The organism is Fructilactobacillus fructivorans, from assembly GCF_000814735.1.
Classification (GTDB): Bacteria; Bacillota; Bacilli; order Lactobacillales; family Lactobacillaceae; genus Fructilactobacillus; species Fructilactobacillus fructivorans.
Genome location: NZ_JOJZ01000024.1, coordinates 67,847 through 80,364, shown reverse-complemented (window position 1 = coordinate 80,364; position 12,518 = coordinate 67,847). Strand labels below are relative to the sequence as shown.

The 12,518-nt window shown below is 41.3% G+C and carries 16 protein-coding genes; 6 read left to right on the top strand and 10 right to left on the bottom strand.

The features are described from left to right. Window positions 1-2: 2 nt before the first annotated feature. From pstA to LfDm3_RS06850, 5 genes are all read right to left on the bottom strand, one after another. Window positions 3-905, bottom strand: coding sequence for a phosphate ABC transporter permease PstA (gene pstA, locus LfDm3_RS06150; protein ID WP_039145201.1), 903 nt, complete (start codon window positions 903-905; stop codon window positions 3-5). A gap of 2 nt (window positions 906-907) precedes the next feature. Then, window positions 908-1,831 (bottom strand): phosphate ABC transporter permease subunit PstC, encoded by a 924-nt coding sequence (pstC, locus tag LfDm3_RS06145; RefSeq protein ID WP_039145046.1) that lies wholly within the window; start codon window positions 1,829-1,831, stop codon window positions 908-910. Window positions 1,832-1,850: 19 nt separating this feature from the next. Then, on the bottom strand, window positions 1,851-2,738 hold the full coding sequence (locus LfDm3_RS06140) for a phosphate ABC transporter substrate-binding protein PstS family protein (RefSeq protein ID WP_039145044.1): 888 nt from the start codon (window positions 2,736-2,738) through the stop codon (window positions 1,851-1,853). A gap of 155 nt (window positions 2,739-2,893) precedes the next feature. Beyond that, the gene (locus LfDm3_RS06135) at window positions 2,894-3,616 is read right to left on the bottom strand and encodes a winged helix-turn-helix domain-containing protein (RefSeq protein WP_191978930.1); all 723 of its coding nucleotides are present in this window, start codon (window positions 3,614-3,616) and stop codon (window positions 2,894-2,896) included. Between the two features lie 90 nt (window positions 3,617-3,706). Continuing rightward, the gene (locus LfDm3_RS06850) at window positions 3,707-3,847 is read right to left on the bottom strand and encodes a hypothetical protein (RefSeq protein ID WP_156112368.1); all 141 of its coding nucleotides are present in this window, start codon (window positions 3,845-3,847) and stop codon (window positions 3,707-3,709) included. Window positions 3,848-3,977: 130 nt separating this feature from the next. On the opposite strand from LfDm3_RS06850, the gene LfDm3_RS06130 reads away from it, so the two are divergent. After that, window positions 3,978-4,508: a GtrA family protein gene (locus LfDm3_RS06130; protein WP_010022913.1), complete on the top strand. Its 531-nt coding sequence runs from the start codon at window positions 3,978-3,980 to the stop codon at window positions 4,506-4,508. A 32-nt stretch (window positions 4,509-4,540) separates the two neighbouring features. On the opposite strand, the gene LfDm3_RS06125 is transcribed toward LfDm3_RS06130, so the two are convergent. Together LfDm3_RS06125 and LfDm3_RS06120 are read right to left on the bottom strand one after the other, a co-directional pair. Continuing rightward, window positions 4,541-5,206 carry a type 1 glutamine amidotransferase gene (locus tag LfDm3_RS06125; RefSeq protein ID WP_039145043.1) on the bottom strand — a complete coding sequence of 222 codons (666 nt, stop codon included), beginning with the start codon at window positions 5,204-5,206 and terminating at the stop codon, window positions 4,541-4,543. Window positions 5,207-5,267: 61 nt separating this feature from the next. Next, window positions 5,268-5,513, bottom strand: a complete 246-nt coding sequence (locus LfDm3_RS06120) for an FtsX-like permease family protein (RefSeq protein WP_039145041.1) — start codon at window positions 5,511-5,513, stop codon at window positions 5,268-5,270. 201 nt (window positions 5,514-5,714) lie between these two features. Here LfDm3_RS06120 and LfDm3_RS06115 point away from each other — a divergent pair, with 201 nt between their 5' ends. Next, the gene (locus tag LfDm3_RS06115) at window positions 5,715-6,344 is read left to right on the top strand and encodes a YdhK family protein (RefSeq protein WP_052236637.1); all 630 of its coding nucleotides are present in this window, start codon (window positions 5,715-5,717) and stop codon (window positions 6,342-6,344) included. Between the two features lie 57 nt (window positions 6,345-6,401). On the opposite strand, the gene LfDm3_RS06110 is transcribed toward LfDm3_RS06115, so the two are convergent. Further along, window positions 6,402-6,629: a hypothetical protein gene (locus tag LfDm3_RS06110; protein WP_039145039.1), complete on the bottom strand. Its 228-nt coding sequence runs from the start codon at window positions 6,627-6,629 to the stop codon at window positions 6,402-6,404. Window positions 6,630-6,749: 120 nt separating this feature from the next. After that, window positions 6,750-7,007: a hypothetical protein gene (locus tag LfDm3_RS06105; RefSeq protein WP_039145038.1), complete on the bottom strand. Its 258-nt coding sequence runs from the start codon at window positions 7,005-7,007 to the stop codon at window positions 6,750-6,752. A 260-nt stretch (window positions 7,008-7,267) separates the two neighbouring features. Between LfDm3_RS06105 and LfDm3_RS06100 the strand changes: the two genes are divergently transcribed. The 3 genes from LfDm3_RS06100 (at window position 7,268) to LfDm3_RS06090 (ending at window position 10,830) form a co-directional block, all read left to right on the top strand. Continuing rightward, window positions 7,268-8,092 (top strand): zinc ribbon domain-containing protein, encoded by an 825-nt coding sequence (locus LfDm3_RS06100; protein ID WP_039145036.1) that lies wholly within the window; start codon window positions 7,268-7,270, stop codon window positions 8,090-8,092. A gap of 11 nt (window positions 8,093-8,103) precedes the next feature. Then, window positions 8,104-9,537 (top strand): zinc ribbon domain-containing protein, encoded by a 1,434-nt coding sequence (locus LfDm3_RS06095; RefSeq protein ID WP_039145034.1) that lies wholly within the window; start codon window positions 8,104-8,106, stop codon window positions 9,535-9,537. Between the two features lie 93 nt (window positions 9,538-9,630). Further along, entirely contained in the window at window positions 9,631-10,830 is a 1,200-nt protein-coding gene (locus LfDm3_RS06090) for a zinc ribbon domain-containing protein (RefSeq protein WP_039145033.1), read from the top strand. Window positions 10,831-10,845: 15 nt separating this feature from the next. On the opposite strand, the gene LfDm3_RS06085 is transcribed toward LfDm3_RS06090, so the two are convergent. After that, window positions 10,846-11,481, bottom strand: a complete 636-nt coding sequence (locus LfDm3_RS06085; protein ID WP_039145031.1) for an SGNH/GDSL hydrolase family protein — start codon at window positions 11,479-11,481, stop codon at window positions 10,846-10,848. A gap of 121 nt (window positions 11,482-11,602) precedes the next feature. On the opposite strand from LfDm3_RS06085, the gene LfDm3_RS06080 reads away from it, so the two are divergent. Then, window positions 11,603-12,433, top strand: coding sequence for an alkaline phosphatase family protein (locus LfDm3_RS06080; RefSeq protein WP_039145030.1), 831 nt, complete (start codon window positions 11,603-11,605; stop codon window positions 12,431-12,433). Window positions 12,434-12,518 lie beyond the last annotated feature (85 nt).

Below are 12,518 nucleotides of genomic sequence, written 5' to 3'. Positions count from 1 at the left end.
AGTTAGCCTCGTTTCTTTCTAGTTGTTCCGGTCATCTTGCGGTATGCCCAGTTACCGAAAAATCGAGATGACAGGTTAAAGATCAGGATGACGATGATAAGGACCGCCGATGCCCCACTTGAAACGATATGAGCATCAGGAACAATCCCCTCCGTGTTCAGTTTCCAGATGTGAACCGCTAGTGTTTCGGCAGGGCGCATGGGATTTAGAAAGCTGCTGGGGCTGAACGGGTTCCAATCAGTGTAACTTACGATTGGGGCACTTTGCCCTGCAGTGTAGATTAAAGCGGCGGCCTCACCGAAGATTCGCCCAGAACTAAGGATGACACCGGTAATAATTCCGGGGATGGCAAGTGGCAAGACCACGCCGACGATGGTTTTGGACTTTGAGAGTCCCAGGGACAGGCCAGCTTCACGTTGCAGCTTAGGGACTTCTTCAATGGAGTCTTCCACACTCCTTGTGAGTAAGGGGAGGTTAAAGATTGTAAGAGCGATGGCACCCGACAGAATGGAGTAGTCCAATTGAAACTTGATTACTAGGATCAGGTATCCGAAAAGACCAACGACAATCGATGGAAGGGAGCTTAACACCTCGATGGCTGTTTTAATTAAGGTGGTTATCCAATTATCCTTGGCGTACTCGGCAAGATAGATGCCAGCTTCCAGACTAATGGGGAGAGAGATGATAATCGTTAGGACCAGGAGGTAGACGGAATTAAAGAGTTGATCACGAATCCCACCTCCCGCGCTGATTGAACTCGAGGTTGAGGTTAGAAATTTCCACGAAATATCAGGAAGTCCAGTGACCAAAATGTAGCCCAGCAGGAAGATTAAAATTAAAACTACGACGCTAACGAGTGCCCAGATGGTCCCAATGGCCAATTTATTGATTTTTTTGGCATTTATTTTCATTTTTTAAATGCACTCCTCTTTCCAATTAATTTCACGATAACGTTGAAAACCAGTGACATTACCAGTAAAACCAGTGCCAGCGTCCAAAGGGCATTGTTAGGGAGAGTCCCCATGATGGTGTTTCCCATTTGGGTGGTTAACTGACTGGTTAAAGTGGCCGTTGGACTAGTTAGACTAGTTGGCATCAGGACCGCATTTCCGATGACCATCTGAACGGCTAGGGCTTCACCGAAAGCCCGTGCCATTCCGAAAATCATGGCGGTTAAGATTCCAGGAGTGGCAGCCCTTAAAACGACTTTATACATCATTTGCCACCTCGTGGCCCCCAGTGAAAGAGCTGCACTTCGGTAGTCCCGGGGGACGGCCTTGAGTGCGTCAACTGACATTGACGTAATGGTGGGAAGAACCATGACGAACAAAACGATCGTAGCCGGTAGGATTCCCGATCCAGTTCCACCAAACACGGTTCGAACCATTGGGATCAAGACCATGAGGCCAATGAAACCATAGACAACGGATGGAATTCCCACGAGTAATTCGATGACCGGTTGCAGGATTTTTTGGCCCTGTTTAGGAGCAATTTCCGTCATAAAGAGGGCCATCGCAATCGCAAAGGGAGTGGCCAAGATGGCTGACAGAAGGGTAACCGCAAATGAAGTAACAATCATCGCTAGTGCGCCAACTTCTGGTTTCCCGTTTGGCCCCTTTTGACTTGGGCTCCAGTCGCTCTTGGTGAAGAAGTCGATTACGTTGACGTGGTCGGTGGTAAAGGTGGCCAGTCCCTTAGTGGTAATAAAGAAGAGGATGGCAACCACTAAGATGCCAATAAAGCCAATACATACTAAACTAATTAAATGTCCAATTTGATCCTGATGGGTTTCTTTGGATGGTTTCAGTAATTTTTCTTTAATTTCATTCATATAAAAACCACTTTCTTAATTATTTAATCTTTTGGACGTGACCGTCGGCGTTCTTTTCAAACTTCATGTTTTGCACCTGAATGTATCCGATCTGTTTGACGAGTCGCTTCTGCACCTTATCCGAAAGCATGTAATTGATAAAATCCTTGGTGGTACCAACTGGTTTGCCCTTGGTATACATGTGTTCGTATGACCAAATCTTCCAGTCATTATTTTCCACGTGTTGATCGGTAGGAGTGACGTGGTCAATTGAGATTTCCTGGGTTTTCTGATTGAGATAAGGGAACGACAAGTAACTAATCGCTCCGGGAGTGGATGAAACAATCTGTTGTACCGTCCCGTTTGAATCTTGCTGTTGAGCGTTAACGGCCTTTTGCCCCTTTAGGACCGACTGTTCGAAGGTTGTTCGCGTTCCGCTTCCTTCGACACGATTGATGACCACAATCTTGACGTTGTTTCCACCAACCTGTTTCCAGTTGGTAACTTTCCCAGTAAAGATTTGTTCTAGTTGCTTCATCGACAAGTCTTTAACGCCCACCTTTTTATTAGCGACCGGGGCAATTCCGACCACCGCAATCTTATGATCAACTAGTTCCTTGGCGTTCACGCCTGGTTGTTCGGAGGCAAAGACGTCAGAATTTCCAATGTTGACGGCTCCCTGCTGAATTTGACTCAGGCCAGTTCCGGACCCGCCTCCCTGAACGTTAACGTTGACGTGGGGGTGATCGACCTGATATTCACGACTCGCTTGTTCCACTAATGGCTGTAAAGCCGTGGATCCCACGGCGGTAATCTTATTGCCGTTTTGTGCCTTTGTGGCAGAAGATGAGCCGCAAGCGGTTAGTGCAAGTGCGAGGAACCCGCAGCTTAAGATGAGTGCGGTAATTCCCTTTTTGCCAAATGACATGTCCAAAATCTCCTTTTGAGTGGTCGTATTTTCATTACGAACTAAGTATATAAAGTGAATGTAAATGTTAAGTAAATTTTAGGATTTTTTGTGTAAATGTTTGGTAAAAATAAAAAGTGCCCCAATCATTTTGATTGAGGCACTGCGATTGATATTTAATTTTTAAGATCCGCTTCAAAGTTATAACCAAAGCCACGGACCGTTTTGATGAACGTCGGATCCTTAGGATTGGGTTCGATTTTGTCCCTTAAGTGACTAATGTGCATTTCGAGCATTCGCGAAGATTGATCGATATAGAGGTCGTTCCAGACGCCATTTAGAATTTGTTCCCGGCTTAGAATGTGTTTGGGATGGTTTAAAAAGTACTCAAGTAGTTTGAATTCTTTGGGTGTCAGTCGAAGGGGTGTCCCATTCTTTTTGACCGTCTTATGATCTAGGTCAACCTCAATGTTGCCAAAGTAATAGGGTGGCCGTTGGGAGTCCTGACGCTCTGAGGACTGGCTTAACGTCTGATCCTGGTAGGACCGGGTTCGACACTTCATTCTAAGGAGCACTTCATTAGCATCGTATGGTTGGATGATGTAGTCATCGATGCCAGCCTTAAATAGTTGGGTGACGACTCTGGGATCCTTTTTTTCATCTAAAACAAAAATGGGAAGGGAAGCGGTGACTCGGATTTTTGGAACCAGCTTCATTAACTCGTCAATTGAAACCGTTGCTAGGTCCCAGATGATCGCCTGTTCGTGATATTTACGAATTGAGGATAACAAGTTAGAAACGTCGTAAAGGTCATCGACGAAGTATCCATTGTCATTAAAGGTTTGATTAAAACTAAGTGCTAACGATAGTTTCTCGGTCACTAAAATAATGTGATTCATGGCATCCATCCTGGTTCAAAATCACGTGCTGTTCTACTTACTCATTATACAATTTTATTGATGTCAGTCGTACTTTTAGCCTTTGATTTCCTACTTTACGTCTTGATGATGGTTTTCTTTTTCCTGACGTTTTTTGGCCCGGTGAAGACTGATCATAACCGTAATGATTGTAACTAAGATAAAGACCACTACCATCATTATGACTAGCCCAATAAATGTCTTTAAACTCATGATGTCAAATCCCTTCATTAAATAATGATTTTATTTTAACACGACGGAAAAGATTAAGTTTTAAGGAAATCGCAAATTTTTAGTTCAATCTATTGTGATAAAATAACTAAGAAGGAGTTTGATGTATATAATGAATGATACAAATGACGCTAATACCACTAATTACTTAGATATCGTAAAAAGATTAGTCTTTGATGAAAAAATTGAATACTTATTTTGGGGAGCAATGACAACGCTGGTCTACTTTGTGAGTCGGTTTGTTTCGATGAAGATCTTTACCAGCGACTTCATTCCCGTTTTGATTGCGCAGGTTTTGTCAATTGCGTTTGCCTTTGTGGTCAACAAATACTTTGTTTTTAACAGTGGCACCCAGTCCAAAACCATTCAGGCTCAGATTGTGAACTTTGTGGCTGGCCGGTTGTTCGTTTTAGTCCTAGATTTCTTGATGACGTACGTTATGATCGATAAGTTTCCCCAGTTTTTTGTTAAAATTCTGTTCCTTGATCATTTCAATTATTCAGCGTGGCTCTTTCAGCTACCCATCGTGCACGGCTTGATTGGGAGTCCCATTCTTTTGAACAGTTTCATCTGTGTGGTTGGGACTCAGGTCATGGCAATTGTGATCAACTACTTTGTTTCAAAGTATTTTGCCTTTAAATAAAAGAAAAATAGCATCTCACGAAAAGTGGGATGCTATTTCTTTGCAATATAGTCCAAGAATTTAAATAAATTAGTATGATTTTGTTCGGAAATTTGATGATGTAAAATATCGGCTTGCGATTGATGGAAAACGGAGTTTGCGAGGTACGGATAATCGTTGATGATCATCTCATGGACGTTACTAGCTTTTGGTTCTAAATGAAATTGAAGTCCGATTAGATTGTTCTTAATGAATCCCTGATTAAGAAGGTGCTCACTTGAGTACAACAAAGTGGCTCCCTTCGGTATCTCGAACGTTTCTTGGTGCCAGTGAAGGACCACTAGTTCACTAGCGAGCCCCTCAATTTGATTCGTTTTTAAGTAAACGGGAGCCCAACCAACTTCTTTTACGTGTGAATCAGAAACGGTGGCGCCCAAGACTTTTGCCATTTGTTGAGCCCCAAAACAAATCCCAAGGATTGGTTTATTTTGATCAATCATTTGTGAAATGAGTCGGCGTTCCGCTTTAATCCAGCTTGAGTTGTCATTGGCGCTCATCGGTCCACCTAGGATGATGAGCATGTCAGAGTCGTTTACATCGGGAAGTACACCAAACTGAGCTGGGTAGTAAATGGACATTTGATGTTGATTTTGATGAATCCAATCAGCAATGGCACCAGGACCTTCATCAGGGGTATGTTGTAAGATATTAACTTTCATAATTCACACTCTTCTTAAATTAGAATAAAAAAAATAATGCCATTGGCATTATTTTAGTAGTTTACATCATTCCGCCTTGCATACCAATCATGGCAGCAATGGCAGCAACGATCATCTTGAATAAGCCCATGACGATGAACGCGATGATAATTCCAAAGGCAATGGTAAATGCCATTTGCATTGATGATTTCCAAGCTGCCTTGTCTCTGCCACCAAGGAACTTGTAGAATAACCAAGCTAAGGCGATTAGAATGATTAGAACAATCACTAATGCAACAATAGAAATAATTAAACTTTCTGTACCCATAATTTTCACCTCTCAAACATAAAAATATATACATTTAGCATGAACTTTTACGCGGTAATGTGCAAATATCTGACTTAATTTTGAAGGAATCACTAAGATTCTTAAAATAAACTTATATTGAAACGTTTTAATACCTATTTGACGGGAACGGTGCTATCTTAAAAGTTGAAACATCATAAAATATCAAAGGAGCTCTTCAAAATGAAAATGAAGAAAACGTTATTTACACTAGCCGCCGTGGCTAGTGTTGGACTAGTACTTACTGGTTGTGGTGAAAGCAAGAGTAATTCAAAGTCATCCTCATCATCTAAGATGTCTAGTAGCAGTAGTGAAAAGACTATGAGCAAAAAAGACATGAAAGAGACCAAAGGTGATAAGTCCATGGACATGAACATGCAAATGAAGCACAAGATGGCACTGCCAACTGATCTTACAGCTGCTAAAAATCCGAAGTACAAAGTTGGTTCTGAGGTTAAATTAAATGCCGATCACATGAAAGGGATGAAAGGCGCCAAGGCCAAAGTTACTGGCGCTTATGATTCACCACTTTATGTAATTGACTACAAGCCAACCGATGGTAAGGCAGAAGTTAAGAACCATGAATTTGTTACCAAGAATCAACTCAAGGCTGACAAACCAGGAGCTGCTTTGAAGAAGGGTGAAAAAGTCACCGTTGAAGCCGATCACATGAAGGGAATGAAAGGTGCCAAAGGTAAGATCGTGAAAGTTTGTGACGGTCCTGCTTATGCTGTTACCTTCACTCCAACTAATGGTGGTAAAGAATACGTGAACCATCAATGGGTCAGCCAAACTGAAATGGAAAAAGAATAATTTAATTGAACGTAAAAATACTAGGACACATGTGTCCTAGTATTTTTTTGCCAATTTTTAGATGAAGTTGTAACCAACGGCACCAATCAACCCCATGATGGCGGCTGCTAAATACCATTTGGTTTTGGTGGTTCTGCCGAACATGCCCCAGCATATTTCATCAATGAAGACGACTAGGACGGTGATCAGTAGAATGTTGAAATGGGCAAACATGATGGCGATCACTAATGCCAGACCACAAATGATGTCATTAACATTTCGGATTATTTTACGTTGGTTTTTCATTTTTTCTCCATTTAAATAAGTAAAATTTTAATTGTTACTTTAATCATAGTATGAGAGAAACGTTTCGGCAACGTTTGGAGAAAATGAACCATCCTTAGCCTTTAAAAAGTAAGGATGATTCTATAAATATTGAGATTTATCCATTGCTTCTTGTAAGGCTTTTGGACAAACATTAATATTTTCCGATACTTTTAGATTATTATTACTAGCGGCTTCAATGATTTGGGCGATCTCCTTGATGGACAGTTTTCCCTTTAAGGCATAAGAAATGTGAACGGCGAATTCGTAAAAGTTATTTGAGTTTTGCATCTCCATTTGAACGGTATTATAAAGTCTTTGATTATCGATGAAAACATCATTTCCAGTACTGTAAATCATGATGATTCCTCCTTAATTATCTTATAATAATAATTATAAATAAATAATGTGAATAATCAACAATTAAATGATGTAAAAGTTAATTGTAGTAGAAGAGACTCAGCCTTGATGACGACAAAATCCTATTATGCCATGGCTAACTAAGGTTAATTAATTGATTTTTTTATTTATGTAACTGACCAACCTTTTCTTGAATTGATTAGTATGTGATAATGTAAACGTAAGAAAATCTTAACAATTTATTCAATGGAGGAATGAACATGAATGAATGTCCCAATTGTCACTTTCATAACCAGCCGGGAGCTAAGTTCTGCGTTAAGTGTGGAACTAAGCTCACTGGTAACAGCAGTAACGTACATAATGAATCAAAGAAAAAGCAACAACCACGTAGTCCTCAGTCGGACGCTACTAATGGCTTGAACAACGTTTTTACCTACTTTGTAGCATCGGTAAAACATCCCGTTAAGTACGAAGTTCCAGGTGAAAAGTATCTTGGTTACATCTCCCTAGGTGTTTTTACCGTTTTAACTTGGCTAGTTTCGTTCGTTTTAGCCATGAGAATCAATGGAGGTTTGGCGAATGAATCCATCCCGTATTCGGTTCTTCATAAAATTAACAGGGTATTTAATACCAGCTTGATGGGACTGGGATTAATCATCGCACTTCTTGGGTTACTATCTTGGATCTTGGGCTACGTTGGCATTCATTTTGTCATGAACAACGCCATGAGTTTGAGTGAGTATACGAATGAGTATGGTCGTTTTTTGAACGTTGGCATTATTTTATTGCTGGTAGGGATTATCTTTGCCGCTGTGATGCCAGCTGGAATTTTAATGTGGATTGGACTCTACCTGGTGAGCTTGGCCATTACCATTTCAGGATGGGCGTTAACCTATGAGGTGTTGGTCTCAAAGGATTTCGGTTCGGTCGATCGTTTTTACGTTTTATTAGTGATTACCGTTGTCGTGGCCATCGTTGCGGTTGTTTGTGTCAGTCTTTTGTGGGGTAGTCTATCTTCTCAACTGTCTAATCTAGGCCAAGAATTAATTGGTAGATTTATGGACTCATTGAATCAAGACTACTAGGAGGAAAGAAAATGAGTGAAGAAGCTTCTTTTTGTCCCAATTGTGGACATCGGATTAATGCCAATGATGAGTTCTGCCCGAACTGTGGATATAAATTAACTCCCAGTGGATCACAGGCTCATCGCGGAGGTCAGCATCAAACTGTCGCTGACAACGTTCCACCGCGTCGGACCAGTAATGGGAATCATCCCCGTGGAAATAAGAAAATGAAACCACTAACAAAAGTGGTGTGGATTGTCGTAGTAGTGCTAGTAGTGGCACTGATCGGTGGTTACTTCTTTGGTAGAAGTTACTATTCCAAGACTAACCAAGTTGATCGGGTCATTTCAGCGATGAAAAATGATCAGGAAAAGCGTTTGGCAGGCATGGCGGAAACAAATGATCCCAACTTCAAAATTAGTGGAGCGGCAATGAAACCCACCATTAACTACTACGCTAGTAACAAGGATCAATTGTCGAAGTTAAGAAGTCAATTTATGCGGGATAATGACAGCCCAGTAACTGATAACTTACAGTTCAAGCAGGATGGGAACGCATGGCTAATTTTTCCTCGCTATAAACTGATGGTAAAACCCGTTTATTCTAACGTTTCTACTAATCTTAACGGGGTCTCATTAAGTGTGAACGGTAAACAGGTTACTAGCAACATGGGAGCCCAAAAGTCGAAGAAGATTGGACCACTTGCTCCCGGCCTTTATAACATTACGACGTCTGGTAAAGTGAACGGACGTGAGCTGCACAATAACGGTCAGTTTAATTGGATTGATGGGGCTAGTTCGGTATCTCTCCCGCTTCGTATCATCACCTTCACAGTGAAGGGGCAACCGGGATCAGACGTATTAATTCAAAATAAGAAGGTAGGTACCATCGGTGATAATGGCAACCTGAAACTTTCTAATTATCCTTTCAGTACTAACATGAACGTCCAGGTTCAGATGAAAGGGAAGTCCGGAAAGCTTATTGCTAGTAAGCCATATAGTCTAAAGGAGACCGACGATAACAATACGATCGAACCAAAATTTGATGGAATTGCTACGAAGGACCAGGCGGATCAGGTTTTACATGGCCTGTGGACTGACGCTAGTGGTGCTGATAATGGAGTCGATCTTTCCAAATATTTTGATGGTGGAAACGATAATCCAGCCTGTCAGGATATGTTGAAGATGGTAAAGAGTTATAACGATAACGATAAGATTGATACCTTTGATACGGAAGAGACAACTGACTCCGTGGCTCCCTATGATAGTGGTGAGACTCAGGTCACTTATCACGTTGATTACACCTTCTATAATGATGATAATGGGGTTTCGGTTCATCACCAAACCTTTGAGTACAATGCGATTCTGGTCAAGAAACCGGGAAGTGATAATTCAGATGCTTTACCGTTTGTTATCAAGAGTAATCAATCAACTAAAAAAGTGTCAGACAGTACCGATAATAGTTAATCAAACCTAAAAGAAACGGAGCATTCACTCCGTTTCTTTTTATTTGGCGTATGTTATGATTTCCCTATATTGATATAAAGGGTGGAAGTACACGTGGATACAAAGCATAAATCACATAAGTTTCTGGCGTTCCTGATAGTTCTTGAAATTATAATTGTTGTTACGATTGGGATCGTTGGAACCAACTATTACTCTAAGAAAGCGAGTGGAGAGCGTTTAATTAGCGCATTACAGGGTCATCAGCAAAAAAGCGTCATGGCAAACATCAAAATTGCGGGTCAAAAGGGAACTCCTGATGAAGGAACCGTTCAACCCGTGATGACTTACTTTGATCAGCATCCCAGTGCCATTAGTAATCTTAAAATGCAGATGAGTGGTGGAGATGGAATCAGCCAAGCCTTTTCTTATGAACAAACGGGGAAAAACTTCTTGGTCTTTCCCCGTTACCAGTTAGTGGTCAAACCAGTTGCACCAAGTGTTAAAACTAATTTGCCACACGCTCAGGTAACGGTCGACGGGAAAAAGGCTGGTCAGACTGACGATCATGGTGAATTAAAGGTTAAAGAATTAATTCCAGGAGTCCATCAGGTTACTGCTACGGCGGAAGCAAACGGGAAAAGACTTGAAACGAACGGACAGTTTAGTCTACTGGAATCAGATGACACGGCTCACTTGAACTTTAAGGTGGTTTCATTTCGGGTTAAAAGTGTGCCCAGTGCCGTGGTGTACGTTGACAATCATCCCATTGTTAACCTTGATAAAAGTGGAAAAACCAAGATTAAGAACCTACCAATTAATGCCAATTCATCAATTTGGGCCACCTTGAGTGTGAATGGCAAGCCCGTGCAAAGTGAGGTACAGTACCTTACGATGAAAAATGACAACTCCCAAATTACCATTAAGTTTGACAAGTTAGTGGATAAGAAAGCGGCTAGCAACCTGATCAACGCCATCTGGGATCCCATTAACGGTGATGTTTCTGACGATGCCTCGGCTGATAAGGCTCAGTATGACCAAAACTTTATTGATGGGAAAAAGAATCCTGCTTATGGCAAAATGATTGCGATTGCCAAGCAGGATCACACTGATAAGATTAAGGATCGTAAAATTACGGCCAACGTTAAAAAAGTGCAAAGTACCGGTGAGGGTAAAGCGAACGTTGAGTTTGAGGTCCAGACCCAAACGACCGATGATAATGGTCAACAGACCACTAAAGCCGCCAATTATCGGGCTGACGTTAAACAATCTGTTGATGGTCAGCTTCAACTGCAAAATCTGGATGAAGTGAAATAATTAAAAAAGAGCCGATTAGGGCTCTTTTTGATTAACGTTTTTTTGAATAAATTCTGCGATGATCTTGGCCATCATTTTGTAGGTTGATGAGTTGGGATGGAGCCGATGATCATTTAGGCGAGTTTGATAGTTGCTGTTATCAACCAAAGTAGGGGCAACTTTCCGCCAGTTCAAGACGTTAATGTTATTTTGGTGATAGATTTTGATGAGACGATCTAGTAATTGACCAAACGTGTAATGAGCAAGTCCTTCCACATTATAATTATCGGACCCACCATCGAAGCGATTTAATGGCAGGATCCCTAAAATCATAATGGAGGGATTTTCGGCCTTGATTTGTTTGATGTTCTGGTCGAGCATCCTTCCCACTACTTCCAGAGTTTCATAACGATGGGCAAAGTCATTGGTACCGTAAAAAATCGTGGCCAGCTCGTAGTTCTTGAAGTCGTGGTGATCAACCTGATAAGTCAAGTCTAACTCGCAGTTACCGGTGATCGTACCAGCGTTCTGACCGGCGTTAGTGATTGATTTAAATGGTAAAAATTGGCCTAAGTAGTACGGCCAGTTATAAACGAGATCCCTTTCCCCATCGAAACCACGGGTTAAAGAATCTCCTAGTAAGATGATGTTGTCTTCGTTAATTGGTTTCATTTTTAATCCTCGATTTTAAATTTTGATACTTTTATTCTACCCCTTAAGTCAATTGACATGGGCGGCTTATTATTGCATGATAGTATACAATTAAATTTTATTGAGTACGGGAGATGAAAACGTGAGTTATAAAAGAGTAATTGTTGTGGATTTGGCATCACTTGGTTTACGCTCGGACAACGAGGCAGAACAACTTAACGCCTCAAGCGACAACATCCTTTCACACGTTTTGAATCAGTCCTCAAAGTCAGATTTACCGACCCTTAGACGTTTAGGACTTTTCAACATTTTTTTCAACGGTGACCATTCTTCAGATGAAGTTAATCCGGTTGGCGCATATGGTTTGGTTCGGACTAATTCGGTAGTAAATAAGCCAGCGTCTGGTTTGCGTGAAATGTTTGATTGTGCCGTTAATTCGCGCGTTTCAAGCGTATTTGAAGAGGTTTACAAAGCCCAAAAGAGTTCGGTCATCATTTCACGGTTTGTGGAATACCTTCAGGTCCAGGACTTCTCTAAAAGAATCCAGGTCCCAAATAATACGGCAACGTTTGTGGAACTGAACCAGCAACTGGAAAAGATGCGAAGTGGTTTCATTTACGCTCAAGTTCCAGAATTGCAGGCGGCTGCCATGGAGGGCGACCTTGACCAATTTTCTTCTGAATTAAAAAAGGTCGACGTCATGTTGGGTGAACTGATGGATTCCCTTGAAGATGATGATTTATTAATTGTGACGTCCAGTCGGGTAGGTGATTCGCAGACCCAGGATGGACTATCAACTTACAAGATTTTACCAGTAATGCTATACGATAATCAATCGAATGGAAAACACATTGAGGATATTGATCGTGTCAGTGTGATTGGTGGAACGGTATTAGACGGACTGGGCATTTTAGCTAAGGTTAAACGTCCCTCTAAGAGTTTAATTCCGTATCTAAGGAAAGAGTCCGTTTAGCGGGCTCTTTTTTGTTGGCTTCAAAAGTAAGAATAAGGTTAAGCGTGTGGTAAAATTAAATGATAATCACATAATCGTAACGGAG

Bases quoted from the DNA above. Each gene is read 5' to 3' on its own strand.
- LfDm3_RS06140 (WP_039145044.1), bottom strand. From the start codon at position 2,738: ATGTCATTTGGCAAAAAGGGAATTACCGCACTCATCTTAAGCTGCGGG.
- LfDm3_RS06115 (WP_052236637.1), top strand. From the start codon at position 5,715: ATGAAAATGAAGAAAACGTTATTTACACTAGCCGCCGTGGCTAGTGTT.
- LfDm3_RS06100 (WP_039145036.1), top strand. From the start codon at position 7,268: ATGAATGAATGTCCCAATTGTCACTTTCATAACCAGCCGGGAGCTAAG.
- LfDm3_RS06125 (WP_039145043.1), bottom strand. From the start codon at position 5,206: ATGAAAGTTAATATCTTACAACATACCCCTGATGAAGGTCCTGGTGCC.
- LfDm3_RS06095 (WP_039145034.1), top strand. From the start codon at position 8,104: ATGAGTGAAGAAGCTTCTTTTTGTCCCAATTGTGGACATCGGATTAAT.
- LfDm3_RS06130 (WP_010022913.1), top strand. From the start codon at position 3,978: ATGAATGATACAAATGACGCTAATACCACTAATTACTTAGATATCGTA.
- LfDm3_RS06105 (WP_039145038.1), bottom strand. From the start codon at position 7,007: ATGATTTACAGTACTGGAAATGATGTTTTCATCGATAATCAAAGACTT.
- LfDm3_RS06120 (WP_039145041.1), bottom strand. From the start codon at position 5,513: ATGGGTACAGAAAGTTTAATTATTTCTATTGTTGCATTAGTGATTGTT.
- LfDm3_RS06850 (WP_156112368.1), bottom strand. From the start codon at position 3,847: ATGAGTTTAAAGACATTTATTGGGCTAGTCATAATGATGGTAGTGGTC.
- LfDm3_RS06135 (WP_191978930.1), bottom strand. From the start codon at position 3,616: ATGAATCACATTATTTTAGTGACCGAGAAACTATCGTTAGCACTTAGT.
- pstC (WP_039145046.1), bottom strand. From the start codon at position 1,831: ATGAATGAAATTAAAGAAAAATTACTGAAACCATCCAAAGAAACCCAT.
- LfDm3_RS06085 (WP_039145031.1), bottom strand. From the start codon at position 11,481: ATGAAACCAATTAACGAAGACAACATCATCTTACTAGGAGATTCTTTA.
- LfDm3_RS06110 (WP_039145039.1), bottom strand. From the start codon at position 6,629: ATGAAAAACCAACGTAAAATAATCCGAAATGTTAATGACATCATTTGT.